The organism is Acidovorax sp. YS12 (assembly GCA_021496925.1).
Classification (GTDB): domain Bacteria; phylum Pseudomonadota; class Gammaproteobacteria; order Burkholderiales; family Burkholderiaceae_C; genus Paenacidovorax.
Map to the genome: position 1 here is coordinate 2,238,442 of CP053915.1, position 26,764 is coordinate 2,265,205.

Sequence of the window (26,764 nt, forward strand, 5' to 3'; positions counted from 1 at the left end):
GCGCAACGCAGCGCCGCCGGCTTCACGGCGGGCCGTCGTCCTCCAGCTCCTGCGGCGCGGCCCGCAGGATGAGCCGCGCCAGGTCGGCCGCGTGGCCCGAGCCGGTTTTCTTGGTGATGCCCTGGCGGTGCACGTGCACGGTGTGGTCGCTGATGTCGAGGCGCCGCGCCACCTCCTTGTTGCTGTGGCCCAGCGCCAGCAGCCGCGCCACGTCGCGCTCGCGCGGCGTCAGGCGCTGCAGCACCGCCAGCGCCTGCGCCTGGCGCGCCTGGCGCTGCTGAGCCTGCACGCTGGCGGCCACGGCGCGGTTGAGCGCATCGAGCAGCGCCTGTTCGCGGAAGGGCTTCTGCAGGAAGTCCACCGCGCCGCCGCGCAGCGCCTGCACCGCCTGGTCCACGTCCCCGTGTCCGGTCATGAACACGATGGGCATGTCCGGCCGGTCCTGCAGGCGGCGCTGCAGCTCCAGCCCGCTCATGCGCGGCATGCGGATGTCGAGCAGCAGGCAGGTGCCCTGCGGCACGGGGGCGGGCGCGGCCAGGGCGAAGGCCTCGGCCGAAGGGTGGCCCACGGCGTCGAAGCCCAGGCCTTCGACCATGAACAGCAGCGAGCGCAGGAAGTGCGCGTCGTCGTCCACCACGTGGATGCGGGGCGGGGGGGCGGCCGTCATGCGTCGGGCTCCCCGGTTCCTTCGGCGGCTGCGCCGGCCAGCGGCAGCAGCAGCGCCATGCGCATGCCGCCGCCCTCGGCAGGCGGCACGGGCCGCGCGTGCAGCGCGCCGCCGTGCGCTTCGGCAATGCCGCGGCTGATCGACAGGCCCAGGCCCAGGCCGCCGGGCTTGGTGGTGTGAAACGGGGTGAACAGCAGCGCCTGCGCCTCGGGCACCAGCGGCGGACCGTGGTCGCGCACCGCGAGGCAGAGGCAACCGTCCTCGCTGCCGATCTCGACCACGATGGGCAGCGCCTCCTGGCCCGCGGCGCGGTGCACGTCGCGCGCGTTCTGCAGCAGGTTCAGCAGCACCTGCAGCAGTTGCTGGGCGTCGCCGCACACGCGCAGCTTCCCGGCGCCGGGGGCGCAGGCCACGCGCACCGCCTGCGGCTGCCCGCCCGCGAGCAGCGCCAGCGCCTGCTCGACCAGCGCGCGCGGCGCGATGGCGGCACGCTCGGGCACGCGCTTGCGCGCCAGCGCACGCACGCCGCCGATGACGCGCGCGGCGCGCTCGCTCTCGTGCGCGATGTCCTGCAGCGCGCGCTCCAGGTCCTGCGGCGCCAGGCTGCCGCGCGCGGCGCGCCGGCGAAGCGCCGCCGCGTAGTTGGCGATGGTGGCCAGCGGATGGTTCAGCTCGTGCGCCAGCATGGCCGACAGCTCGCCCAGGATGGACAGGCGCGAGAGGTGCCCCAGCGCCTCCTGGTGCTGCGCGTTCTGGCGCGCCAGGCGCTCGCGCTCGTGCAGGCTGTGCGTCAGCTCGGCGGTGCGGCGCTTTACCAGCACCTCCACGCGCAGCAGGTAGGCGCCGCCCGCCAGCGCCAGCGCCAGCAGGGCCGCGGCCACACTCCAGTAGCGGCGCAGCAGCGCCTGCAGGCGCGTTTCGCGCAGGAACATGTAGGGCTCGACCTGCAGCACGCGCAGCACATCGTGCACGCGCTGGTAGTCGGCCGGCACGGTCCACACGCTGCCCGTGGCGTCACCGCCGCCGGGCTGGGCCAGCAGCGCCAGCAGCACCTGGCGCGACAGCTCGGGCGGCGTGCCCGGCAGCGCCGCGAAGGCCCAGCCCGGGTACAGCGGGGTGGACGTGCGGCAGCCGGGCAGCCCCGCCGCCGCCGTATCCTGCGGCGGCGCGGCGGGCACCACGCGCAGCGCGCCCGCAGGCACCGTGCCCTGGCGCTCCCACTGCTCCAGCACGCAGGTGCGCAGAATGCCGGCGTCGGCCTCGCCCGCGAGCACGGCCTGCGCCACGCGCTGCATGGGAAAGCCGGTGAACACCGGCGCCAGCCCGCCCGCCTCGGGGTCGATGCCCTGGCGCAGCCACTCCACGGCGGCCAGCTGGTAGCCGCCAAAGGCCTCCTCGGCCACGGCGGCCACGCGCCAGCCGCGCATCTGCCCCAGGCCCGCGGGCTGCACCGGCGCATCGGCGCGCACCACCACCGCCGAGCCCACGGCGTGCGCCGGGTCGCCCTGCGCCGCCGACTGCGTGGCGATGCGCGAGGCGCCGTGGCGCGCCTCCAGCGTCACGTAGTGGCCGGGGTTGGTGACCACGAAGTCGAGCTCGCCCTGGGCCACGGCGTCTTCCAGCGCCGCCGGGTCGAGCGCCTGCAGGCGCACCGGCACGCCGCCCAGAGCCTGCTCCAGCGTAGCGACCAGGGGCTGCCACAGGCGCCGCGTGTCCTCGCCCTCCAGCACCGAGAGCGCGCCGATGCGCACCTCGGCCCGGCCGCCCGGCAGGCCGCCGCCCTGCGCGGGCAGCGCGGCGGCGCACGCCAGCCACGCCAGCGCCCGCAGCAGCCCCCGCTGGCGCCGCGCACGAATATCCCCTTTTTTCATGCGGAAATTATAGAAAGCGCCCCGTCCCCGCAGGCCGCCTCTGGGATTGCCCCAGGAAACAAGCCAAAACGGCAGCAAACCCTTACACAGAAAGCGCAAGCAGCTATGAAATCAGAAGCGAGTGGCTACCCCAGCGCGAGCGCCACCACCCCCGCCGCGATGAGCACCGCCCCTGCCAGCCGGGCCAGGCGGTCGCCCTCGTTCAGCAAATGCCCGCCGATCAGCGCCGCGAACAGCATCGACACCTCGCGCGCGGGCGCGACGTGCGACATTGGCGCCTCGCGCATGGCGTACAGCACCAGCACGTAGGCCACCGGGCTCACCACCGCCACCAGCAGCGCGAAGCGCCACTGCACCGCCCACAGGCTGCGCGCCGTGGGCAGATCCCGCAGCACGGCGGGCGCCAGCACCGCCACGCGCACGAAGTTGCCCATGTAGTCCACCAGGATGGGCGACATCAGCAGCACCTTGACGGCGTAGCCGTCCACCACGGTGTAGGCGGCGATGAAGGCGCCCGTGAGCAGGCCGTAGGCCATGCCGGCGTGCACCCGGGAACGCGCGGCCGGGTCGTGCGTGGCGCGCAGCAGCGCCGGCCCGCCGGCGATCAGGAACACGCCGCCCACCACGCCCGCGATGCCCAGCCCGCCGAGCCAGGACAGCCGCTCGCCCAGCAGCGTGATGGCGACGAACGACGACAGCAGCGGCCCCGAGCCGCGCGCCAGCGGGTAGACCACGGTGAGATCGGCGCGGCGGTAGCCGCGCAGCAGGATCACGTAGTACAGCACGTGCAGCAGGCCGCTGGCGACGATGAAGGCCCACTCGCGCACGCCCCACAGCGGCACGGCATCGCGCCCCAGCCACCAGCCCAGGGGCGCCCACACCACCATCATCAGCGCCGAGGTGAAGAAGGCGAAGCGCGCATCGCCCCCGGCCTTCTTGGCGGCGATGTTCCAGCCGGCATGGATGAGGCCGGCCAGGAGGATGAGGGCGAAGGCGTCGAGGGCCATGGCACAAAGCAAAGGCCGCAGCGGCGCGGGGCCGGCTGCGGCTGCGGGGCGTGTTCAGCGAAGGGGGGCGGATCAGGCCCGGCCGATGACGCTGGCCGTGGCCATGAGTTCTTCGAGCAGCGCGAACGACACCTTGCCCGATGCGGCGTAGGGGTCGAACTCGGGGCGCTCGGAGTACTTGAGCACGATGGAGTGGTTGAGCTTGGCCAGGTTGACCTGGCCCATGGTCCAGCCGCCGAAGCGGCGCTCGCAGATTTCCTCGAAGGCCAGCAGTTCCACGTCCTTGTGGCGCGCGTCGCGCTGGATGTGGCCGTACAGCTCGCTCACGGCCGCGCGGCCGCCCTCGATGGCCTGCAGGAAGATGCCGCCGCCGTAGCACAGCACGCCGGTGATGCCGCTGGCCGGGTTGTGCAGGCGCGACTGGGTAAGGATGGCTTCGATGGCCGCGGGCGACGTATCGACGGCGCGGCTGACGTAGAGCAGGCGAACCAGCATGGCTTTCAGGTCCTTCCGGGAATGAGCGACAGGAACTCGCGGCGCAGCGTCGGGTTGGTGAGGAACACGCCGCGCATCACGGAATTGATCATCTTGCTGTCCATCTCGCGCACGCCGCGCCAGGACATGCAGAAGTGGCTCGCCTCCATGACCACGGCCAGGCCGTCGGGCTGGGTCTTTTCCATGATCAGGTCGGCCAGTTGCACCACCGCCTCCTCCTGGATCTGCGGGCGGCCCATGACCCAGTCCACCAGGCGCGCGTACTTGGACAGGCCGATGACGTTGGTGTGCTCGTTGGGCAGCACGCCGATCCAGATCTTGCCGATGACGGGGCAGAAATGGTGGCTGCAGGCGCTGCGCACGGTGATCGGGCCGACGATCATCAGCTCGTTCAGGTGCTCGGCGTTCGGGAACTCGGTGATCGACGGGGCGTTCACGTAGCGGCCCTTGAACACCTCGCCCAGGTACATCTTGGCCACGCGCCGCGCCGTGCTCTGCGTGTTGTGGTCGCCCTCGGTGTCGATGACCATGCTGTCGAGCACGCCCTGCATCTTGGCCTCGACCTCGTCGAGCAGCGCCTCCAGCTCGCCGGGGTTGATGAACTCGGCGATGTTGTCGTTGGCATGAAAGCGCTTGCGCGCCGCCTGCAGGCGCTCGCGGATCTTGACGGAGACGGGGACGCCTTCGTCCGGCGCCGGGGAGGGAGGATCAAAAGACATGGCGGCATGGTACCAGCGAATGCCAGACCTGGTTTTTTAGGCGTTTTAGGGCACAAACGCCCATGCAGAAAGCGCCGCAAGCTACGAAATAAGGAGCAAAACACATCCACCCGGGGCCCGCACGCGCCCCCTGTGTATGCTGTCGCGCCACAACAATGCACACGAAGGAAAGTGCGCCATGCGCGACCAAGAGGGAGAAGCAGGAGAAGCAGCCGCCAGGGCGCCACGCCACCGTTTCTGGCAATCGCTGGGGGCTGGCTTGCTGCTGCTGGCCTGTATCTGTGTGGGCCTGGCCCTGTGGAGCAGCCAGCGCCAGGCAGCCATCCAGGGCCCGTGGGGCTTGGCCGTGCTGCCGGGAAACCAGGTCTGGCTGAGCGTGAACGATGCGCTTTGGCGGCTCGACGCACAAGGGCGGCGCCAGCAGATCGTCCCAGCGGCACAGGCAGGGCTTGCGGGCAACGCGGGCATTCTGGCGGCGCACCCCGAGGGGCATCTGGTGGCCTGGTCGCGGCACAGTCCCGTGCTGCATGTGCTGTCCGCCGCCGACGCGCGCCCCCTGCGCACCATCACGCCCGCCTGGCCCGCGGCGCTGCAGCGCCATGGGGACAACGCCATCCGCTTCGCATTCGCGCCCGACGGACGCGTGGCCATTGCCACGGGCGGCGGCCACGCCGTGGCCCTGTTCGGGCCGCAAGGCCAGCACCTGGGCACCACGCCACTGGACACGTACCGCTTCACCAACGGGCTGTGGTGGGAGGACGGGCACTGGTGGACCACGGATACCAACCGCCCCGCCCTGGTGCGCCTGGACGGCGCGCACATGGCGCCCGGGCAACGCATCGAACTGCTGGAGCAGCAGGCGCACTGGCGCTTTCTGGAAGAGGCCATCGCGGCCTACCGCCCGCCGGGCGCCACCGAGACCCCCGCGGGCACCACCGTGCGGCTGGACGGCGGCATGCAGGCTGGCCATGTCGTCGATGTCTGGCCCGATGGCCGGCAAACCGCCTACCCCCTGCCGCCCGGGCAATCGGCGCTGGAGCCGCGCGCATTGGCGCGCCTGAACACCGATTTGCTGGTCGTGGACGGCGCCAGCTTCCGCATCCTCCGGTACGGGCCGGATCGCCAATGGCTGGGCGAATGGGGCGATGGCGCCGTGCGCGACGCGCTGCAGGCACAGCATGCGGCCGTGGGCGGATGGCGGGCCGGGTACTACGTGGGCCTGGCGGGCGCCGTGCTGTGGTTCGCGCTCGGGCTGGCCTGTGCGCTGCGCGCCCAGAAGATCCAGGCCCAGGCGCAGTTGCGCGCGCACCGGCCCGACCTGGCGCAGCGCCCCCGCGACACCCTGGGCATTGCAGGCCAGGCGCTCCCCTCCACATGGCGGCAGGCCCGCCTGCTCCTGCGGCTGAATGCGCCCTTCCTGCCCTGGATACTGCTCGCCTGGCTGCTGCCGCACGCCTTGCGCGACCTGTTTCCGCTCCTGCTGGCCGGCCGTCCGGCGCGCGTTGCGCTGGCCGTGCTGCTGCCCGTGCTGATGCTCCCAATCCTGGTGTGGCTGCTGCGTGACGCTGCGCAGCGCAGCCAGACGGAGCCCGCATTCGAGCCCCTGGGCAACCTGCGTGCCCTGCGGCTGCTGGCCCGGCCCGGCCTGTTCTGGCCCCATAGCCAGGCCGGCGAGATGCCACGCGAGACGGTGATGCTGGGGCTGCGCTGGGTGGTGCTGACGAACCAGCGCCTGCTGGTCTTCAAGGCCAATGCGCGCGATGCGCGGCTGAGCCTGGCCTGCCCGCGGGGCGCAATCCGCAAGGCCCAGGCCGTCGCGCTGCGGCACGGGCCGCGCTGGTACCACCGGCTGCAAGGCTGGCTCGTTCCTGGCGCTGCGTACCTGCGGCTGGCGCTTGCCGATGGCCGCACGGTCGAAGGGATCGCCTCGTGCGCCCAGACCGCGCACCGCCTCGCCGCCCTGGTGCGCAACGCGCCTGCGCCCTCGGCCCCGCCAGCCCCGCAGCACGCCGCCCCTGCGGACCGGCGGCGCGCCCTCCGGGACACCCTGGCTTCACTCGCCCTCCCCGGAATAGGGCAATACCTCCAGCGCAGGCGCGGCACAGCGCTGCTGCTTTTCACCATCTGGGGAGCGCTCCTGCTGCCTTCCGCCTATGTCGCATGGGCGGCCTGGTGGCCCGCCAAGGACGTGTCTTCGACCGTGCGCCTGCAGTTGGCCCTCACGCTGCTGACCACCCACCTGCTGGCAGCGTGGGATGCGTGGCGGCTGGCGCCTGCGGCGAAGAGCGGTCAATAGCGGTTGCCCGTCACCCAGAGCGCGGCCCGCATGAGCGCGTGGGCCACCTGGTCGAGCATGCGCTCGCGCCAGGGGCGCTGCTCGAACTGCTGCGCGTCCACCCGCCGCCCCGCCGTGTGCATGGCCTGGCGCAGGCGCTGGCGCAGTTCGCTGGCGAAGGCCTTGTCACGCACCACCACGTTGGCCTCGCGCGCCAGCAGCAGCGACAGCGGGTCGAGGTTGCTCGACCCCACCGTGGCCCAGGGGCGGCGCCCGTGGGCATCGATCACGGCCACCTTGGCGTGCAGGAAGCTGGGCTCGTACTCGTGGATCTCGACCCCGGCGCGCAGCAGCGCGCCGTACACCGGGCGCGCCGCGTGGTACTGCATGAAGTATTCGTAGCGCCCCTGCAGCAGCAGTTGCACGCGCACGCCGCGCCGCGCCGCCAGCACCAGCGCGCGGCGCAGCTTGCCGCCGGGCAGGAAGTAGGCGTTGGCGATGATGATCTCGTGCTGCGCGCTGGCGATGGCGCGGCGGTAGGCCTGCTCGATGCGGCCGCGGTTGCGCAGGTTGTCGCGCAACAGCAGCGCAGCGCGCATGCCCAGGCCGCGCTGGCGGAGCGGCGCGCCGACGCCAGCCTCGCGCAACGCGTGCACGGCTTCGGGCAGGTGGTACTGGCGCGCATCGCGCACCGCCTGGATGCGCCACCACAGCTGCTCCATGGTGGCCTGCGCCTGCGCCACCAGGGCGCCTTCGGCGCGCACGGCGAAGTCGAAGCGCGGCGCCTGCAGCGTGCCGAAGTGCGGGTCGTGGTAGTCGTCGAGCACGTTGATGCCGCCGCAGAACAGCACCTGCCCGTCGACCACGCACAGCTTGCGGTGCAGGCGCCGCCAGCGCATGGGCAGCAGCAGCCCCAGCGGCCCGAGCGGCGAGTACACGCGCACCTGTACGCCAGCCGTGCGCAGGCGCTCGTACCACGGCGCGGGCAAACGGCCTGTGCCCACGCCATCGACCACCAGGTTGGTGCGCACGCCGCGCCGGGCGGCGCGCATCAGGGCCTCGGCCACCTCGGCGCCGGAGCCGGTGGTGTCGAAGATGTAGGTCTCGAACAGCACCGAGTGGCGCGCGCCGTCCATGGACTGGGCCAGGGCCGGGAACAGCTCGGCCGCGCCCTGCAGCAACTGGACGCGGTGGCCGGCTCGGAACTGGGGTGCGGTGCGCTTCACACTTACCAACGGAATTCGGCGATCAGTGGCAGGTGGTCGGACATGCGCCACCAGATACGCCCGCGCGGCGCGTGCAGGCCCAGCGGAGTCAGGCCGCGCACGTAGACGTGGTCGAGCTGGGTGATGGGCAGCCGCGCGGGGTAGGTGAAGGCGCGGTGCTCCTCGTACTCGTGCAGGCCGAAGCCGCGCAGCATGTGCTGGATGCGCGAGCCCCAGTCGTTGAAATCCCCCGCCACCACCAGCGGAGCGCGCAGCGGCACTTCGCGCTCGATGAAGCGCTGCAGCTGGTGGATCTGGCGCACGCGGCTGCCCGGCACCAGGCCCAGGTGCACCACGATGACGTGCACCGGGCGGCCCTGGAACATCACCTCGACGTGCAGCAGGCCGCGCTGCTCGAAGCGGTGGTCCGACATGTCCTCGTGCTGGTGCCCGAGCACGGGCCAGCGCGTGAGCAGCGCGTTGCCATGCTCGCCGTGGCGCGTGTAGGCGTTGGTGCGGTACACGGCTGCGTAGCCCTCGGGGGCCAGGTACTCGGCCTGGGGCACGGCAGGCCAGCGGTCGAAGTAGTGCTGCTCCTTGTGGTTGAGGCGGCGCACTTCCTGCAGGCAGACGATGTCGGCGTCGAGCTGCTCCACCGCCAGCCCGAGGTTGTGGATCTCCAGCCGCCGCGCCGGCCCCAGGCCCTGCACGCCCTTGTGGATGTTGTAGGTGGCCACGCGCAGGATGTCGGAAGACGCGGGGCGCTGGAGCGCGAGTGCAGGGGTCATGGCGTGGTCATTCGTGGCAGCAGCAAAATCGCCTCGGCGTTGGAGGGCGAGGTGCAGCGGTCGGCCGCCTCGCGCCAGTCCAGCCAAGCATATGCCGTGTGTTCGCGGGGATTCAAGGCCACGGCCTGCCGCGCGGGTACCTGCAGGCCGAAGACCCGCTCGGTGTTGTGCCACACGCCGGGCGCGTAGCGGTGCTGCCACTGGGGATAGATGGTGTAGACGTTCTCCAGCCGCCAGTCGCGCAGCACGCAGCCCGGGGCCTGCGCGTCGATGCCGGTTTCCTCGCGCACCTCGCGCGCCGCCGTGGCGGCATAGGACTCGTGCGGCGCATCCTTGCTGCCGGTGACCGACTGCCAGAACGGCTCGGCCGAATCGGCGCGGCGGATCAGCAGCACGTCGAGCGCTGGGGTATGCACCACCACCAGCACCGATTGCGGGATCTTGTACATGGCGTGGTGCCCGGGCGCATCAACGGCTGGCGGCGCGGGTGGGCACGGGCGGCGGCAGTGCCTTGGCCTGCAGCACGCGCGCCTGGGCCACGAGCTGGTTGTGCGCGTCCAGGAAGGCGGCGGCGATCACCTTGCCCTCGTTGGTGTTGCTCCACCCGGCGCCGGCGCCCCCGCCCAGGCGGCCCAGCACCAGCCCGCCCACGCCCAGGTCGGTGGTGCGCGCGGCACCCGTGGCGGCCGCCACCTGTTCGGTGGTTTCGTTGTCGGACAGCAGCAGCGCGGTCTGCGCTTCCTTGAACTTGACCTGCTCGACCAGGCCCGCCAGCCCGGCGATGTCGCGCAGCACGGGAACCATGGCGATCACCCCGGCCAGGCCACGCCCGGCATCCTGCTCGCTGAAGGTGAGGCTGGGCGTGAGGGTGTACTGCGCCTCGTAGCCCTTGCCCTTGGCCACCGTGGACTGGGGGCGCAAGATGCCCGCGTCCTTCAGGTCCTGCTCCTGCACCGTGCCACGCAGGCCTGCGCCGCGGTCCACCACACGAAAGCAGCCGCTTTGCTGCGCCAGCAGCTTGATCAGCGGCACCGGCGAGGCGGGCAGATGGTAGCCGCTGCCCACGGTGTAGCCGTTCGGGTTCTCGGCCAGCGCCACGGTGGCCACGGGCGCATCGCAGCGCTGCAGCTCGCGGGCCGCGTTGCGGGCGCCTTCAGGCCCGGCCGAGCCGCTGACCACGGAGCCGCCCTGGCCCAGCTCGGTTTTCTTCTCGCCGCAGGCGGCGAGCAGCAGCACGCACAGTGCGCTGGGCACGCAGGCCCTCAGCCACGCCATGCGCCGCTCCATGCCGGGACGGCCCAAGGCCGCCATGTGAAAAGCTGTTGGTTCATCACGCATCCCCAGAAAACAAAGGGCGCCACCAGGGCGCCCTTTGATTGTGCATGCAAGGCTCCGCCTTACGCTGCAGCCACCGGGTTGCGCAGACGGATATGCAGCTCGCGCAGCTGCTTTTCGTCCACGGGCGAAGGCGCCTGGGTCAGCAGATCCTGCGCGCGCTGGGTCTTGGGGAAGGCGATCACGTCGCGGATCGACTCGGCGCCGGTCATCAGCGTGATGAGGCGGTCCAGGCCGAAGGCCAGGCCGCCGTGCGGGGGCGCGCCGTACTGCAGCGCATCGAGCAGGTAGCCGAACTTGGCGCGCTGGTCTTCCGGGCCGATGTTCAGGGCGGCGAACACCTTGGCCTGCACGTCGGCGCGGTGGATACGCACCGAGCCGCCGCCCAGCTCCCAGCCGTTGAGCACCATGTCGTAGGCCTTGGCGATGCACTTGCCGGGATCGGTGTCCATGAGGTCCTCATGGCCGTCCTTCGGCGACGTGAAGGGATGGTGCACGGCCACCCAGCGGTCTTCTTCCTCGTCGTGCTCGAACATGGGGAAGTCCACCACCCACAGCGGCGCCCAGCGGTTCTCGAACAGGCCGCTCTTCTTGCCGAATTCGCTGTGGCCGATCTTCAGGCGCAGCGCGCCGATGGAATCGTTGACGATCTTTTCCTTGTCGGCGCCGAAGAAGAGCAGGTCGCCGTCCTGCGCGCCGGTGCGCTTGAGGATCTCGGCGATGGCCGCGTCATGCAGGTTCTTGACGATGGGCGACTGCAGGCCATCGCGGCCCTTGGCGGCTTCGTTGACCTTGATCCAGGCCAGGCCCTTGGCGCCGTAGATCTTGACGAACTCGGTGTACTGGTCGATCTCGCCACGGCTGATGGCGCCGCCGCCCGGCACGCGCAGGGCCACCACGCGGCCACCCTTGGTGGTGGCGGGGGCGGAGAACACCTTGAAGTCCACGTCCTTCATCACCTCGGTCAGCTCGGTGAACTCGAGCTTCACGCGCAGGTCGGGCTTGTCGGAGCCGAAGCGGAACGCCGCGTCCTGGTAGGTCATGATGGGGAATTCGCCCAGGTCCACGTCCAGCTGCTGCTTGAACACCTCGGTGATCATGCGCTGGAAGATGGCGCGGATTTCCTCTTCGTTCAGGAACGAGGTCTCGCAGTCGATCTGCGTGAACTCGGGCTGGCGGTCGGCGCGCAGGTCTTCGTCGCGGAAGCACTTGGTGATCTGGTAGTAGCGGTCGTAGCCGGCCACCATCAGCATCTGCTTGTAGAGCTGGGGCGACTGCGGCAGCGCGAAGAACTGGCCGTCGTGCACGCGGCTGGGCACGAGGTAGTCGCGCGCGCCCTCGGGCGTGCTCTTGCCCAGCATGGGCGTCTCGATGTCGATGAAGCCTTCCTTGTCGAGGAAGTTGCGCACCTGGATCGCCGTCTTGTAGCGCAGCATCATGTTGCGCTGCATGTGCGGGCGGCGCAGATCCATCACGCGGTGCGTGAGGCGCGTGGTCTCGGACAGGTTCTCGTCGTCCATCTGGAACGGCGGAGTGACGGAGGCGTTGAGCACCACCAGCTCATGGCACAGCACTTCGATCTGGCCGCTCTTGAGCTTGTCGTTGGTGGTGCCGGCAGGGCGCGCGCGCACCAGTCCCTTGACTTGCACACAGAACTCGCCCCGCACGTCTTCGGCCACCTTGAACATCTCGGGGCGGTCCGGGTCGCACACGACCTGCACGTAGCCTTCGCGGTCGCGCAGGTCGATGAAGATGACACCACCGTGGTCGCGGCGGCGGTTCACCCAGCCGCACAGGGTAACGGTTTGGCCCATCAGGGCTTCGGTCACGAGACCGCAGTAGTGGGAGCGCATGGCCATGTGGAGTCTTCCTGCGCCCAGGAGGGGCGCGACGTTTGTTATCTGGAGTGGGCGAGTGCGGCGGGCTCGGGCGGAGCCACCACACCCATGGAGACGATGTATTTGAGCGCGGCGTCGATGCTCATGTCGAGTTCGATGCAATCGCTCTTGCGCAGGATCACGAAATAGCCGCCGGTGGGGTTGGGCGTGGTGGGCACGTACACGCTCACGTACTCATCGCGCAGGTAGGCCGCCACCTCGCCCGAGGGCGAGCCGGTGATGAACGCCACGGTCCACACGCCCTCGCGCGGCCACTGCACCAGCACCGCCGTGCGGAAGGCATTGCCGCTCTCCGAGAACAGCGTGTCGGACACCTGCTTGACGCTGGAGTAGATCGAGCGCACCACGGGAATGCGGCTGACCAGCCCGTCGCCCCACGCCACCAGCTTGCGCCCGGCGAAATTGCTGGCCAGCGCGCCCACGGAGAGCAGGATGAGCAGCGTCAGCAGGACGCCGAAGCCGGGAATGTGGAAGCCCAGCAGTTTGTCCGGATGCCAGGCCTCGGGCAGGATGGCCAACGTCTGGTCCAGCGTGCCGACGATCCAGTTCAGCACCCAGGCGGTGATGACGCCGGGCACGATGACCAGCAAACCGGTGAATAACCACTTGCGCAGGGCAGCCATGCCTATCCTTCAGGAGGTCAATCTGCCTTCGAGGCAGCGGGGCAGGATGCGCAGGCGGCCGGTGCTGCCGCGGGCGCCGCGGCCTCCTCGCTCTTGGCGCCTGTCGCGGGGGCACTGCTGCCGCTGCCGCCACGGAAGTCCGTGACGTACCAGCCCGAGCCCTTGAGCTGGAAGCCGGCGGCCGTGATCTGCTTGGAGAACGCCTCGGCGCCGCAGGCGGGACACTGCGTCAGCGGAGCGTCGGAGATTTTTTGCAGCACATCCTTGGCATGGCCACAGGCGCCGCATTTGTAGGCATAGATAGGCATACGGGAGGAAACGGTGCTTGGGAAAAACCCTCGATTATAGGATGCGCCTCGTTTTCTGCAGGGCGTGCCCTGTCACTCCACGCCCGCGATGGCGTGGTGGCTGGCGGGCCGATGGTGCACCCATTGCGGCACCAGGGACCCGGCCACCATGCCCACCACGGCGGCGAGAACGCCCGCCAGTTGCTGCGGAAAAGCTTCATGCAGCGCCGGTGTGCCCATGAAGAGCACCCACACGCCAATGCCGAGCACCGTGGCACACAGCGCACCCTGCGTGGTGGCGCGCTTCCAGTACAGGCCGAAGACCAGCGGCACGAACGCACCGACCAGCGGCACCTGGTAGGCGCCGGAGACCAGCTCGAAAATCGGCGTGCCCTCCATCTTGATGGAATAGGCCAGCACGGCGATGGCGAACACCAGGACGCTGATGCGCATGATGCGCAGGTTTTCCAGGTCGCTGATGTACTCGGGGCGGAACTGGCGCCAGATGTTCTCGGTGAACGTGACGCTGGGCGCGAGCAGCGTGGCCGACGCGCACGACTTGATGGCCGACAGCAGCGCGCCGAAGAACAGCACCTGCATGACCACGGGCATCTTGTCCATCACCAGCGTGGGGAGCACCTTCTGCGGGTCGTCCTCCAGCAGTGCCGCCGTCTGCTCCGGCATGATGAGCAGCGCGCTGGCCACCAGGAACATGGGCACGAAGGCGAACAGGATGTAGGCCGTACCGCCGATCACCGTGCCATGGGTGGCCGCCTTTTCCGTGTTGGCCGACATCACGCGCTGGAACACGTCCTGCTGCGGAATGGAGCCCAGCATCATGGTGATGGCCGCACCGAAGAAGAAGATCATCTCGTGCCAGGTGGGTTCGGGCCAGAAGCGGAACATGTCGCGGCTCACGGCCAGGTCGATCACCTTGCTAGCACCGCCCGCCATATCAGCTGCGAAGACCGCCAGCACCACCAGCCCGACCACCAGGATGATCATCTGGATGAAATCGGTCACCGCCACCGACCACATCCCGCCCCAGAGCGTGTACACCAGGATCGAGAGCACGCCGATCGTCATGCCCCAGGGAATGCTGATCAGCCCGCCCGACAGCAGGTTGAACACCAGCCCCAGCGCCGTGACCTGGGCCGAGACCCAGCCCAGGTAGCTGAGCATGATGATGAGCGAGCAGATCACCTCGACTGCACGGCCGTAGCGCTCGCGGTAGTAGTCGCTGATGGTCAGCAGCGTCATGCGGTAGAGCTTGGCGGCGAAGAACACGCCCACCAGCACCAGGCACAGGCCGGCGCCGAACGGATCCTCCACCACTGCGTTGAGCCCGCCCTTGATGAACTTCGCCGGCACCCCGAGCACGATCTCCGAGCCGAACCACGTGGCGAACGTGGTGGTGATGATCATGTACATCGGCAGGTGGCGGCCGGCGATGGCGAAGTCGGCCGAATTCTGCACCCGTCTGGCGGCCCACAGGCCGATGCCGATGGTGACGAACAGGTAGGCAATCACCATGATGAGCAACACGCTGGTACTCCTTGCGAGGTCAGGATGGAGGTTGGGGGATGGAGGCCGGAGTCAGAAGACGTAGAAACGCAGGTAGAGCTGCAGCCCCAGCAGCCCGAGCACGAAGCCCACGCCGCCGTACATCAGGGCCTGCAGCAGCCGGTTGGTGCGCTGCTGTGCCTGCAGCAGTTCGCGCAGCAATTGCGGCTGCGCCTGCGGCTCCTGGCGCAAATAGCCGTGCAGCAGGCGCGGCAGCTCGGGCAGCAGCTTGGCGTAGTGCGGCGCCTGGTCGCGCAGCTCGCGCAGCAGGCGCTGGGGGCCGAGCTGGTCGAGCATCCACTTTTCCAGGAACGGTTTGGCCGTGCTCCACAGGTCCAGGTCGGGGTCGAGCTGGCGGCCCAGGCCCTCGATGTTGAGCAGGGTCTTCTGCAGCAGCACCAGCTGCGGCTGGATCTCCACGTTGAAGCGGCGCGACGTCTGGAACAGGCGCATCAGCACCATGCCGAGCGAGATTTCCTTGAGCGGCCGGTCGAAATACGGCTCGCACACCGTGCGCACGGCCGCCTCCAGTTCGTTGACGCGCGTTTCGGGCGGCACCCAGCCGCTCTCGATGTGCAGCTCCGCCACGCGCTTGTAGTCGCGGCGGAAGAAGGCCGTGAAGTTCTGCGCCAGGTACTCCTTGTCGACCTCGGTCAACGTGCCGACGATGCCGAAGTCCAGCGAGATGTAGCGCCCGAACGTCATGGCGTCGAGGCTCACCTGGATGTTGCCCGGGTGCATGTCGGCGTGGAAGAAGCCGTCGCGGAAGACCTGGGTGAAGAAGATCGTGACGCCGTCGCGCGCCAGCTTGGGGATGTCCACGCCCGCCTCGCGCAGGCGCCCGACCTGGCTGATCGGCACGCCGCGCATGCGCTCCATCACCATGACCTCGGTGTGGCAGAAGTCCCAGAACACCTCGGGCACCAGCACCAGGTCCAGCCCCTCCATGTTGCGGCGCAACTGCGCGGCGTTGGCGGCCTCGCGCATCAGGTCGAGTTCGTCGTGCAGGTAGGTGTCGAACTCGGCCACGACCTCGCGCGGCTTCAGGCGCTTGCCGTCGGCCGAAAGGCTCTCCAGCCAGCCCGCCATCATGCGCATCAGCGCCAGGTCTTTCTCGATCACCGGCAGCATGCCGGGGCGCAGCACCTTCACGGCCACGTCGCGCTGCACGCCGTTGCGGTCGCGGACGACGGCGAAGTGCACCTGCGCGATCGACGCGCTGGCCACAGGCTCACGCTCGAACGTAATGAAGACCTCGCCCAGCGGCTTGCGGAAGGCGCGCTCGATCGTCGCCACCGCAATCTGCGGATCGAACGGCGGCACGCGATCCTGCAGCAGCGCCAGCTCGTCGGCGATGTCGGGCGGCATCAGGTCGCGCCGGGTGGAAAGCACCTGCCCGAACTTGACGAAGATGGGCCCCAGCCGCTCCAGCGCCTCGCGCAGGCGCTGGCCGCGCGGTGCCTCCAGGTTGCGGCCGACCGACACCAGGCGCGCCAGCAAGCGCAGCCAGGGATGCTCGAAGCTGGACAGCACCAGCTCATCCAGCCCATAGCGCAGCACCACCCACACGATGGTGGCGCCACGGAAGACACGGCTCATGACGGCGTCCGGTCAGGGGGTTGCGGGCCCGCGCGCACGCCCGTGAACTGGGAGACGAAGGCGCCCAGCGCCTGGGCCACGCGGCGCGCGCCCTGGGTGATGGCGTGGGCGGGCGCATCCCCCACCAGGCGCGCCAGGTCTTCCTCCAGATCCCAGCGCACATGGTCCACGAGCCAGTTGATCTCGCCCGCCAGCTGCACGTCGCCCTGGATGCGGATGGTGGGCCTGTCGCCGCGCAGCGCCGTTTGCGCCAGCGCCAGCGGGGAGGTTTCCGTCACGACGATCTGCAGATCGGGCTGCGCGCCCGGCGCCGCCACATTGAACAGCCCGGCCGGCGTGACCTGCAAGGCCATGGAGAACTGGCGCCACTGCACACGCGCGACCCGGCCGGACTGGCCGAGCAGCCGGCCCATGGCCTCGCGCTCCTGCATCAAGACATGGTTCAAGAGCAACACGACGCGCTGCTGCACCTCATGCACCATCCACTGCGGCGGCTGCGGCCCCGCCGCGATGCGTTGGACGAGGTTTTCCAGAAATGAAAAAGGGGACTGTGTTGCCATAGCCCCCGATTATTCCCCAGGACGGTATCGCCCTGGTTTTTGTGGCACCCGTGTTACTGCAGCGCCTGCAGGCCCGCCACCAGCCAGCCGCTGCTGCCGCTCTTCGGCTTGGTCATGTTCCAGACTTCACGGAAGGGGCTCAGGCCGGCGCCCTGCTCCTCGCGGATCATGCCGGAGAACTCGACGCTGGCCATGTAGTCGCCGCCGAGATCCTCGATGCCCAGGAGCTGGGCGTCGATCACGTCGACATCGGTGCGGTTCGGGGCGTCGCCGCGGTGCTGGTCGCGCTCGGAGAGCTGGGCGCGCACTTCCGTCAGCAGTTCGTCAGTCATCATGGAGCGCAGCGTGGAGAGGTCGCCACGGTCCCAGGCGCTTTGCAGCGTGACGAAATTGCGCTTGGCGGCGGCCAGAAAGCCCTCGGTGTCGAAGCCCTGCGGAATGCCCCAGTTCTGCGAACCGGCCAGCGCCGAACCGATGACCACGCCGCCCGCGGCAGCACTCGCCATTTGCGGGCGCGCGGTCTCGAACGCCGCGCCCTGGCTCTCCCACGGACGGGCCGAGGCGTCGTTGCCGACCTTCTCGGGGTTGTACTGGCGCGCCACGGGCGCATCCACCGGCGCGCCCGCGCCCTGGAACGCGAACGGCGCGCCGCCCGCGCCAGCGGGCTTGCGCGAGCGCATGACCATGCCGATGACGGCGAACGCCGCCAGGGCCAGCAGGGCGATCAGCAGGATGTTGCCGAACGCCGCGCCCAGGCCGAGCGAATGGGCCAGCCAGGCCAGGCCCAGGCCGGCGGCCAGGCCGCCGAGCATGGCGCCCCAAGGCTTCTTGGGCGCGGCGGCCGCAGGGCTGGCAGCGGGCGCCGCAGGCTTGGCGGCGTTTTGCGCGGCCGCGTTCTGCGCGGGTGCCGCAGGCGCTGCGGGCGGCGTGCCGGCTTCGCGCTGGGTGACATTACTGGACTGCTTGCCCATGGACTTGCCGCCGCCCATGCGGCGGGCGTCGGCATCCATATGGGCCATTGCCAGCAAGGCGACCAGAACCATAGACCACAAGTTTTTCATGTCGATTTCCGCTTTCTATAAAGAGTCGAGGGGTATTCAGCCGTTCAGCACTTGATGCCCACATGCAGGGCGACAACGCCGCCCGTCATGTTGTGGTAATCCACGTGCCCAAAACCATTGTGTTGCATGAGCGTTTTTAGTTCCTCCTGGCCCGGGTGCATGCGGATGGATTCGGCCAGGTAGCGGTAGCTGGCATCGTCGCCCGCCACCAGCCTGCCCAGCCGGGGCAGCACGTTGAAGGAATACCAGTCGTAGGCCTTTTCCAGCGGCTTGGCGACTTTCGAGAACTCCAGCACCAGCAGGCGCCCGCCAGGCTTGAGCACGCGGCACATCTCGGCGATGGCACGGTCCTTGTGCGTCATGTTGCGCAGGCCGAAGGCGACGCTGACCAGGTCGAAGTGGCCCGTGGGAAAAGGCAGCTTCTCGGCATCGCACACCAGGGTGGGCAGCAGCACGCCCTTGTCGATCAGGCGGTCGCGCCCCACGCGCAGCATGGCTTCGTTGATGTCGGTGTGCACCACGCGGCCGGTGGCGCCGACCTTCCTGGAGAACGCCAGCGACAGGTCGCCCGTGCCGCCCGCGATGTCGAGCACCTGGTCGCCCTCGCGCAGGTTGGCCACCATGACGGTGTAGGCCTTCCAGGCGCGGTGCAGGCCGCCGGACATCAGGTCGTTCATCACGTCGTACTTGGACGCGACGGAGTCGAACACGCCGCGCACGCGGCGTGCCTTGTCCTGTTCATCGACGGTTTCAAAACCGAAATGCGTGCTGCTCATGGGAAGAATCCTAGGGGCGTACCGGCCCCGCGTACAGCGACAACCCCGCACCTTCATGGGGCATCGTCGCCAAATGGAGAAAAAACGGCGTTTGGCAGCCCTCAGTGGCTACCGCAGCCCCCGCCCTTTTGCGGCCGGGGGGCCATCGGCGCGTCGCGGTCGGCGCCCGCGTCCTGCAGGCGCTGCAGGTAGCGCTGCCAGAGCTGCGCCTGGTCGCGCCCGAGTTCGTGCAGATAGGCCCAGGTGAAGATGCCGCTGTCGTGGCCGTCGGAAAACACCGGCTTGACGGCGTAGTGGCCCACGGGCTCCAGGCCCACCAGCGTGACGTCGCGCTTGCCGGTCTGCAGCACCTCCTGCCCCGGGCCGTGGCCCTGCACCTCGGCCGAGGGCGAATACACGCGCAGCAGCTCGAACGGAATGCGGTAGGCCTCGCCACCGGCGAACACGACTTCGAGCACGCGCGACTGCGCGTGCACGGTCAGCGCTTCAGGTACGGGCGCACTGGAATCGGCCATGGCGTCACCTCGAATATTTCAAGTAAAAACAGGCTCCAGCGCTTATCCAGCAAGCGCAAGCAGCTATGAATTGGATAGTGCATCAGCCAGCGCGGCGTCCAGCGCGGGCAGGCGCGCGGCCAGCGCTGCCTCCTGCGCCGCGTCGCGCGCGCGCTGCGGCGCGGCCCAGACGGGCGCGGGAAAGTGGCTGTCCCAGGCGAAGCGCGCGATCACGTGCCAGTGCAGGTGCGGCACCACGTTGCCGAGCGCGGCCAGGTTGACCTTGGCGGGCGCAAGCTGCGCGCGCAGCACCTGCTCGACACGGGCCACGGCCTCCATGCAGTGGGCCCGCTCGGCAGGCGACAGGTCGGAGAACTCCGCCACATGCGCGTTCCAGACCACGCGGTAGAAAGCCGGAAAGCCGGCTTCGTCGGCACGGATCAGGCGCAGCGTGCCGCCGCGCCAGACCAGCGTGCCGCCGTCCGTCTCGCACAGGGCGCAGGTCATACCAAGACTCTTTCGATGCCGCCCGCGTTGGCGCGCCGCACGTACTCGGGCAGCCAGTCCGCGCCGAGGATCTGGCGCGCCATCTCGATGACGATGTAGTCGGCTTCGAGCAGGCCGGTGGACAGGTCGTCCTGGTAGCGCGAGATGCCCTGCAGGCAGCTCGGGCAGCTGGTCAGGATCTTGATGTTGTCCTGCGCGCCCACGGCACCGCTGGCGCGCAGTTGCGCCTCGCCCTTGCGGATTTCCTCGGTCTTGCGAAAGCGCACCTGCGTGGAGATGTCCGGCCGCGTCACGCCCAGCGTGCCCGACTCGCCGCAGCAGCGGTCGCTCTTGAGCACCTTGTCGCCCACCAGCGCGCGCACGGTCTTCATCGAATCGCCCTGCTTCATGGGGTTGTGGCAGGGCTCGTGGTACAGGTAGCCGCCCTGCCCCTCGGGCAGCTTGATGCCCTTTTCCAGCAGGAATTCGTGGATGTCCACGATGCGGCTGCCCGGGAAGATCTTGTCGAACTCGTAGCCCTGCAACTGGTCGAAGCAGGTGCCGCAGCTCACCACCACGGTCTTGATGTCCAGGTAGTTCAGCGTATTGGCCACGCGGTGGAACAGCACGCGGTTGTCGGTGATCATCTTCTCGGCCTTGTCCTGCAAGCCGCTGCCGCGCTGCGGGTAGCCGCAGCACAGGTAGCCCGGCGGCAGCACGGTCTGCACGCCCGCGTGCCACAGCATGGCCTGCGTCGCCAGGCCCACTTGCGAGAACAGCCGCTCCGAGCCGCAGCCGGGGAAGTAGAACACCGCCTCGCTGTCGGCCGTGGTGGCGGCCGGGTCGCGGATGATGGGCACGTAGTCCTTGTTCTCGATGTCGAGCAGCGCGCGCGCCGTCCTGGTCGGCAGGCCGCCGGGCAGCTTCTTGTTGACGAAGTGGATCACCTGCTCCTTGAGCGGCGCCGTGCCCACGGTGGCGGGCGGGCGCGCGGTCTGCGGGCGGCTCATGCTGCGCAGCGCGTCCACGGCCAGGCGCTGGGCCTTGAAGCCGACGTTCACCATGCCCGCGCGCAGCAGGTTGATGGTGTCGGGGCTGGTGGCGTTGAGCATGGCCATGGCCAGCTTGTTGCCAGGGCGCAGGCTCTTCTTGCCCATCTTCACCAGCAGGCTGCGCATGGCCATGGTGACGTCGCCGAAGTCGATCTTCACCGGGCACGGCGTGTAGCACTTGTGGCAGACGGTGCAATGGTCCGACACGTCCTCGAACTCCTGCCAGTGCTGGATGGACACGCCCCGGCGCGTCTGCTCCTCGTACAGGAACGCCTCGGCCAGCAGCGAGGTGGCCAGGATCTTGTTGCGCGGCGAGTACAGCAGGTTGGCGCGCGGCACGTGCGTGGAGCACACCGGCTTGCACTTGCCGCAGCGCAGGCAGTCCTTGACGCTGGCGACGATGCTGCCGATGTCGCTCTGGCGCATGATGAGCGACTCGTAGCCCATCAGGCCAAAGCTCGGCGTGTAGGCGTTGGTCAGGTCGGCAAAGCGCAGCGAGCGGCGCGCGGGAGTCTTGGCCAGATCGGCCTCCAGCGCCCGTCCATCCTGCGCTGGCAGCTCCTGATTTCGCAGCAGCTTGCCGTCGTTGAAGCGCCCTTGCGGATCCACCCGGCGCTTGTACGCGGCGAACGGCGCCAGTTCTTCGTCGGTCAGGAATTCCAGCTTGGTGATGCCGATGCCGTGCTCGCCCGAGATCACGCCGCCCAGGCCGCGCGCCAGCACCATGATGCGCGCCACGGCCTCGTGCGCGGTTTGCAGCATGTCGTAGTTGTCGCTGTGCACGGGGATGTTGGTGTGCACGTTGCCGTCGCCCGCGTGCATGTGCAGCGCCACCCACACGCGGCCTTTCAGCACGCGCTGCTGCACCTCGCCCAGCGCCCGCATCAGCGGCTCGAAGTCGCTGCCGGTGAAGATATTGCGCAGCGGGTCGCGGATCTGCGCCTTCCAGCTCGCGCGCAGGCGGTGGTCCTGGAGCTGCGGGAACAGCTCCTCCACGCGCCGCAGCCAATCCTGCCAGAGCGCGCGCGTCTCGCGCACCTGGGCCAGGGCCAGGGCCAGCTTTTCCTCCAGCAGCTCGGGCGACGGCGGCTCGCCGCCCGCCTCGGGCTTGCCCAGCGGCAGCTCGCCGCGCGTGAGGAAATCCTCCAGCGCGTCGGCCAGCGCGATCTTGTTGCGCAGGCTCAGTTCGATGTTGATGCGCTCGATGCCGTCGGTGTACTCCGCCATGCGTGGCAGCGGGATCACCACGTCCTCGTTGATCTTGAAGGCATTGGTGTGGCGGCTGATGGCTGCGGTCTTCTTGCGGTCGGCCCAGAACTTCTTGCGCGCTTCGGCGCTCACGGCCGTGAAGCCCTCGCCCGAGCGCGAGTTGGCGATGCGCACCACCTCGGCGGCGGCGCGGGCCACGGCGTCGGGGTCGTCGCCCACGATGTCGCCCACCAGCAGCATCTTGGGCAGACCGCCGCGCTTGCTCTTGGTGGTGTAGCCCACGGCGCGCAGGTAGCGGTCGTCCAGGTGCTCCAGGCCCGCCAGCAACACGCCCGAGCGCTTCTGCTCGGCGAACATGAAGTCCTTGATCTCGACGATGCTGGGCACCGCCTCCTTGGCCGAGCCGAAGAACTCCAGGCACACGGTGCGCGTGTGCTCGGGCATGCGGTGCACGATCCAGCGCGCGCTGGTGATGAGGCCGTCGGTGCCCTCCTTCTGCACGCCGGGCAGGCCGGAGAGGAACTTGTCCGTCACGTCCTTGCCCAGCCCTTCCTTGCGGAAGGTCTTGCCGGGAATGTCCAGGCGCTCGGTGCGCAGCGGCGTCTTGCCGTCGGCCTCGAAGTACGCCAGCTCGAAGCTCGCCACCTCGGCGTCGTGGATCTTGCCCAGGTTGTGGCCCACACGCGTGACTTCGAGCCACTGCGCATCGGGCGTGACCATGCGCCAGCTCGCCAGGTTGTCCAGCGCTGTGCCCCACAGCACGGCCTTCTTGCCGCCCGCGTTCATGGCGATGTTGCCGCCGATGCAGCTGGCCTCGGCGCTGGTCGGATCGACGGCGAAGACGAAGCCCGCGCTCTCCGCCGCGTCGGACACGCGCTGCGTTACCACGCCAGCCTCGGTCCACACCGTCGCCACCTCGCGCTCCAGGCCGGGCAGGCGGCGCATTTCCACGCCGCCCATGGCTTCGAGCTTCTCGGTGTTGATGACGGCGCTGCGCCAGGTCAGCGGAATCGCGCCGCCGGTGTAGCCCGTGCCGCCGCCGCGCGGGATGATGGTCAGCTCCATCTCGATGCAGGCCTTGACGAGCTGCGCCATCTCGGCCTCGGAGTCGGGCGTGAGCACGACGAAGGGGAACTCCACGCGCCAGTCGGTGGCGTCGGTCACGTGGCTGACGCGCGACAGGCCGTCGAACTTGATGTTGTCCTTGGCCGTGTGGCGCGCCAGGCGCCGGGCGACGCGCTTGCGCATCTCGCCCACCTCGGCCAGCGTGGCGTCGAACTCGGCGATGGCGCGGCGCGCCGCGTCCACCAGCAGGCCGACGCGGCGGTCGCGCTCGGGGTCTTCCTGGGGCAGACGGCGCTTCTCGATCTCGGCGATGCGGTGGCGCATGGCATCCACCAGCAGCCGGCGCCGCGCGGGCGTGTGGATCAGGTCGTCCTGCAGGTACGGGTTGCGCTGCACCGCCCAGATGTCGCCCAGCACCTCGTACAGCATGCGTGCCGAGCGGCCGGTGCGGCGCTCGCGGCGCAGCTGGTCGAGCACGTCCCAGGCCGGAGCGCCAAGCAGGCGGATGACGATTTCCCGGTCGGAAAACGAGGTGTAGTTGTACGGAATCTCGCGCAAGCGCACGGGCTCGGCGCCCTGGGCCTGCTGCAGGGCTGCCAGCTCTATCGGAACATTCATGGGGTCAACCTGGGATGGGCGCGCGGCGCGCCCTCGTGCCTCGGGGGTGCGATTTTAAGGGCGCGGCCATGCGGCGGTGGCCGCGCCTAGGGACAGCACACTAGCCCCCCGGCCATGTGGCCCGCCCCCTCCCCATGGCGGCGGGCGCGGCCCGCAGCGCGCATGCGCGCTCGCCCCATACGATGGAAAATCGCCTCCAGCGCTTACCAGCCAAGCGCTGGCAGCTATCAAATAAGGAGCTTTCAGCCCCCTCTTTCGCGGCCGAAGCCGCGAAAGCGCCCGCTCAAGCGCCGCGCCTGCGCAGCGCCCCCAGGCTGAACAGCCCCAGCACACCCGCCAGCAGCGCCAGCGCCCACTCGCCCAGGGTCGGGATGGCCGTTGCGCCACCGGGCGCGGCGGCTGGCACAGCCACGCCGCCCAGCGCCTCGATCACGCTGTCGTCCACGAGGTCGTCGTCGCCCGCGCCGCCGTCCAGGAACGTCAGCGTCACGGTGTTGCCGCTGATGACCGCGCCGGGGAACGGGAACCAGTGCGGCTGCGGGTCGTCCGCCGTCTTGCCGTACCGGTAATAGACCGCGCCCGGCGGCAGCGGCTGCGGGTAGGTCAGCACCACGGTGGCGGCGCTGCCCTTGGCGCCCAGCTCCAGCCGCAGGCGCACCAGGCCGTGCGGCAGCGTCACGCCCGGGGGCGGCGGGGTGCCGGTGCTGGCGGTGGTCTGCGTGCTGGCATGGGTGATCTGCCAGCCGTTGGTGGTGGGCGGCGCCAGGGTGATGGGCTGGCCCGCCTGCGGCCCTTCGGGTACGGGCAGGACCGTGGGCGCAAGCTTGAACGTGGCGCTGACGGTGCAGGCGGCCGTGACCGCGCCGGTAGTGAAGGTGCTGCCCGACAGGCTGCCGCCGCAACTGCTCGTGACGGCGTCCACCACATAGCCCGCGGCGGGCGTGACGGTGAAGCTGGCCGTGGCGCCATAGGCCACGGTCTGCGCCGCGCCGATGCCGCCGTTCGCCCCCGCGCTGGGCGTGACGGTGTAGCCGCGCGGCGCCTGGCAGGCGGTGGCGGTGTCGGCGGTGCAGCTCCAGCCCCAGGAGGTGGTGCCGCCCGCCACGGCGCTGGCCGTGCCCGTGTTGCACAGGGCGGAAGCGGGGGCGCTGGCCAGCAGCGGGGTGCCACCCGTGTTGTGGGCGCTGCCGCAGGCGCCGGCCACCGGCACGGCGGCGGTGGTGAAGGGCACCTTCTGCGCCGGCGCGCTCAACGGGCCGGAGGCGTCGGCCACCAGGTAGAAGTCGTAGTCCGTTTCAGGGCTCAGGCCGCTGATGGGGAAGCCGGCCGGGGTATCGGCCTGCATGGCGCCGCTGCCCAGGGCCACGGGCGTCACGCCGCCGTAGGGGGCCTGCGCCTTCACCTGCGCGGGCGTGGGCGGGGTGCTGCCGCGCGGCACCACCAGCCAGTACCCGGTGGCATCGCGGTTGCTGGTGCCCTTCATGGCGGCGCTGGTGGTCGTGGGTGTGCCCGAGAGGGCGACGGCGCTCAGGACGGGCAGCGCGGCAAAAGACGGGCCGCCGCGCACGAGGCGGACGTAGGCGGGGGTGCTGCGGGCGCTCTGCACGATCGCGCCCGTCACGATTTGCACGTCCCACACGATGGTCGGCACCATGCCGGCAGCAGGCGAACTCGAGTGGACATACCCGCCCTGCGGGTCTCCCGGAAAAGCCACATCATTGATGGCGGGGGAGCCCCGGCATTCCTCGACCAGGCTGAGCAGTTCCTTGATATTGGGCAGGCGCCAGTCGTTGTGGCCAGCAAAGTTGTGGCTTGCGGCAAGGGCCAGCGCTTCATTCCAGGTAAAGTTTTTTTGGCTGGGGGCGCCAGTGCAGCCAGCACCGTTGTTTTCAAAGCCTTCGAGGCACTGCTTCCACGTCAGCCCGGTGCGGGTGTCGGTCACGGTGCCATCGCCATGCACGGTATAGATGGCGTCGGGGTTGCTGGGGACGAAGTTGGGGGAGCACGTGACGGCCTGCGCCCAGGCGGGCAGCAGGCACAGCCCGGCCCAGGCAAGATGCATGCGGTTCATGGGGTAATTCCTGTGGGAAAAGGGGCGTGAAGGGGCGGGGTCGGTGGGGTTTGCGCGGAAGGCGGCCAAAGTCACGGCCCCGAGCGCACCAGCCGGACGAGAAGACCGAATTCATCTCCGCTGGCGTCGACCAAACCGTTGCGGAAATCGATGGACCACGCGCTGTTCACGGCGTAGCGCTTACCCGTCCAATAAAGGGTCGGAGGGTTGGAGACCGCAGGCACGGTGTTGGGGAAAAACACCGGGTCGATGATTGGGTTGAAGCGCCCCAGGTCGGCAATGCCGTACAGCTCCTTGACAGTGGGCATGCGCCAGTCGGAGACGCCACACAGGCCCGCTGCGTTCACGTCCTGCACAAATTTCTCGGTGTCGCAGCGGTTCGTTGCCGAGCCGAGGCAGGCGGCCCCGCTGCTGGTGCTGCTGCCGGCGCCAGACGTACCTGGGCTGCCGCCATTGGTGGTGGCGTCGGTGCTGTACCAGTAATAGGCGTGGCCCGCATAACGCAGGTGGCTGGGGTCATCGACCTTGACCTCCCAGACCAGGCCCGTGACGTTGTCCTTGGTGCAGGCCCATTCATCGTTGCCTGCACCCAGGGTGGGGTTGGCGGGGCAGGTGCCCTGGCCCGCCAGTTGGCCGCTGTTGCAGACCTTGCTGAAGTCGAAGCCGTTGGCGATGCCGTTGTTGGGGGCGCTGGCGCCCACCTTGGTGAGCGTGCCATCGGCGGCGGCCTTGTCGCGCCCGTAGTGGCAGTCCTGCCCGGCGGGATCGTTGGGGTCGCAGGTCGTGGCAATGGTGTTGGAGGCGTTGCCGCTCCCGGTGATGCCGGTGTCGTTGAGGGGCTGGGTCTGTGCCTGCGCCGGCGGCAGGCCCGCCAGGAGCAGGGCGGTCAAGGAAGGGATCAGAAAACGCATGGTGCGTGCCTTTGGTCGCAATCGAAAGGCGCGCACGGTAACAAGTCGAAACCCGCGAAGATTGCACTGGATTGCAGCGCCCGCCCGGCCCTCAAGACACTCCGGTCGCAAGCAGCCGCTCCAACGCCC

Annotated in this window: 23 protein-coding genes; 1 reads left to right on the plus strand and 22 read right to left on the minus strand. The window is 69.5% G+C overall.

Features of this window, described 5'->3' with window-relative positions; genetic code table 11:
• Positions 1 to 22: 22 nt before the first annotated feature.
• The 5 genes from YS110_10235 to YS110_10255 all read right to left on the minus strand — a co-directional run bounded on the left by YS110_10235 (position 23) and on the right by YS110_10255 (position 4,759).
• Positions 23 to 667: a response regulator transcription factor gene (locus tag YS110_10235; GenBank protein ID UJB65100.1), complete on the minus strand. Its 645-nt coding sequence runs from the start codon at positions 665 to 667 to the stop codon at positions 23 to 25.
• Positions 664 to 2,538, minus strand: a complete 1,875-nt coding sequence (locus YS110_10240; GenBank protein ID UJB65101.1) for a PhnD/SsuA/transferrin family substrate-binding protein — start codon at positions 2,536 to 2,538, stop codon at positions 664 to 666. Before YS110_10240 ends, YS110_10235 begins: the two co-directional genes overlap by 4 nt.
• Positions 2,539 to 2,663: 125 nt before the next feature.
• Positions 2,664 to 3,545 (minus strand): EamA family transporter, encoded by an 882-nt coding sequence (locus YS110_10245; protein ID UJB65102.1) that lies wholly within the window; start codon positions 3,543 to 3,545, stop codon positions 2,664 to 2,666.
• Between the two features lie 72 nt (positions 3,546 to 3,617).
• Positions 3,618 to 4,040: a BLUF domain-containing protein gene (locus YS110_10250; protein UJB65103.1), complete on the minus strand. Its 423-nt coding sequence runs from the start codon at positions 4,038 to 4,040 to the stop codon at positions 3,618 to 3,620.
• Positions 4,041 to 4,045: 5 nt separating this feature from the next.
• A complete protein-coding gene (locus YS110_10255) occupies positions 4,046 to 4,759 on the minus strand; it encodes a GTP cyclohydrolase I (protein ID UJB65104.1) in 714 nt (237 codons plus the stop codon).
• A 178-nt stretch (positions 4,760 to 4,937) separates the two neighbouring features.
• Between YS110_10255 and YS110_10260 the strand changes: the two genes are divergently transcribed.
• Complete coding sequence (locus YS110_10260) at positions 4,938 to 7,055, plus strand: hypothetical protein (protein ID UJB65105.1); 2,118 nt, start codon at positions 4,938 to 4,940, stop codon at positions 7,053 to 7,055.
• Here YS110_10260 and clsB read toward each other — a convergent pair.
• From clsB to YS110_10345, 17 genes are all read right to left on the minus strand, one after another.
• The gene (clsB, locus tag YS110_10265; protein UJB65106.1) at positions 7,049 to 8,260 is read right to left on the minus strand and encodes a cardiolipin synthase ClsB; all 1,212 of its coding nucleotides are present in this window, start codon (positions 8,258 to 8,260) and stop codon (positions 7,049 to 7,051) included. The two genes, YS110_10260 and clsB, sit on opposite strands and share 7 nt — an antisense overlap.
• A 2-nt stretch (positions 8,261 to 8,262) precedes the next feature.
• Positions 8,263 to 9,027, minus strand: a complete 765-nt coding sequence (locus YS110_10270) for an endonuclease/exonuclease/phosphatase family protein (protein ID UJB65107.1) — start codon at positions 9,025 to 9,027, stop codon at positions 8,263 to 8,265.
• Complete coding sequence (nudB, locus tag YS110_10275) at positions 9,024 to 9,476, minus strand: dihydroneopterin triphosphate diphosphatase (protein ID UJB65108.1); 453 nt, start codon at positions 9,474 to 9,476, stop codon at positions 9,024 to 9,026. Before nudB ends, YS110_10270 begins: the two co-directional genes overlap by 4 nt.
• Positions 9,477 to 9,495: 19 nt before the next feature.
• Positions 9,496 to 10,314, minus strand: a complete 819-nt coding sequence (locus YS110_10280; protein ID UJB67416.1) for a curli production assembly/transport component CsgG — start codon at positions 10,312 to 10,314, stop codon at positions 9,496 to 9,498.
• Positions 10,315 to 10,424: 110 nt separating this feature from the next.
• On the minus strand, positions 10,425 to 12,221 hold the full coding sequence (gene aspS, locus YS110_10285) for an aspartate--tRNA ligase (protein UJB65109.1): 1,797 nt from the start codon (positions 12,219 to 12,221) through the stop codon (positions 10,425 to 10,427).
• 38 nt (positions 12,222 to 12,259) lie between these two features.
• Positions 12,260 to 12,883, minus strand: a complete 624-nt coding sequence (locus tag YS110_10290) for a DUF502 domain-containing protein (GenBank protein ID UJB65110.1) — start codon at positions 12,881 to 12,883, stop codon at positions 12,260 to 12,262.
• Positions 12,884 to 12,900: 17 nt separating this feature from the next.
• Entirely contained in the window at positions 12,901 to 13,191 is a 291-nt protein-coding gene (locus YS110_10295) for a zinc ribbon domain-containing protein (GenBank protein ID UJB65111.1), read from the minus strand.
• A 72-nt stretch (positions 13,192 to 13,263) separates the two neighbouring features.
• Complete coding sequence (locus YS110_10300; GenBank protein UJB65112.1) at positions 13,264 to 14,715, minus strand: sodium:solute symporter family protein; 1,452 nt, start codon at positions 14,713 to 14,715, stop codon at positions 13,264 to 13,266.
• Between the two features lie 51 nt (positions 14,716 to 14,766).
• A complete protein-coding gene (gene ubiB, locus YS110_10305) occupies positions 14,767 to 16,332 on the minus strand; it encodes a ubiquinone biosynthesis regulatory protein kinase UbiB (protein ID UJB65113.1) in 1,566 nt (521 codons plus the stop codon).
• Positions 16,329 to 16,892: a hypothetical protein gene (locus YS110_10310; protein ID UJB65114.1), complete on the minus strand. Its 564-nt coding sequence runs from the start codon at positions 16,890 to 16,892 to the stop codon at positions 16,329 to 16,331. The genes ubiB and YS110_10310 overlap by 4 nt, the downstream gene beginning before the upstream one ends.
• 53 nt (positions 16,893 to 16,945) lie before the next feature.
• Positions 16,946 to 17,953 (minus strand): Tim44 domain-containing protein, encoded by a 1,008-nt coding sequence (locus YS110_10315; protein UJB65115.1) that lies wholly within the window; start codon positions 17,951 to 17,953, stop codon positions 16,946 to 16,948.
• Positions 17,954 to 17,997: 44 nt separating this feature from the next.
• Positions 17,998 to 18,729: a bifunctional demethylmenaquinone methyltransferase/2-methoxy-6-polyprenyl-1,4-benzoquinol methylase UbiE gene (ubiE, locus tag YS110_10320; GenBank protein UJB65116.1), complete on the minus strand. Its 732-nt coding sequence runs from the start codon at positions 18,727 to 18,729 to the stop codon at positions 17,998 to 18,000.
• Between the two features lie 101 nt (positions 18,730 to 18,830).
• Positions 18,831 to 19,244, minus strand: a complete 414-nt coding sequence (locus YS110_10325; GenBank protein UJB65117.1) for a DUF971 domain-containing protein — start codon at positions 19,242 to 19,244, stop codon at positions 18,831 to 18,833.
• 63 nt (positions 19,245 to 19,307) lie between these two features.
• A complete protein-coding gene (locus YS110_10330; protein UJB65118.1) occupies positions 19,308 to 19,730 on the minus strand; it encodes an HIT family protein in 423 nt (140 codons plus the stop codon).
• Positions 19,727 to 23,653 carry an FAD/FMN-binding oxidoreductase gene (locus YS110_10335; protein UJB65119.1) on the minus strand — a complete coding sequence of 1,309 codons (3,927 nt, stop codon included), beginning with the start codon at positions 23,651 to 23,653 and terminating at the stop codon, positions 19,727 to 19,729. The genes YS110_10330 and YS110_10335 overlap by 4 nt, the downstream gene beginning before the upstream one ends.
• A gap of 283 nt (positions 23,654 to 23,936) precedes the next feature.
• Positions 23,937 to 25,724 (minus strand): IPTL-CTERM sorting domain-containing protein, encoded by a 1,788-nt coding sequence (locus YS110_10340; protein UJB65120.1) that lies wholly within the window; start codon positions 25,722 to 25,724, stop codon positions 23,937 to 23,939.
• Between the two features lie 71 nt (positions 25,725 to 25,795).
• A complete protein-coding gene (locus tag YS110_10345; protein UJB65121.1) occupies positions 25,796 to 26,614 on the minus strand; it encodes a DUF1566 domain-containing protein in 819 nt (272 codons plus the stop codon).
• Between the last annotated feature and the right edge of the window lie 150 nt (positions 26,615 to 26,764).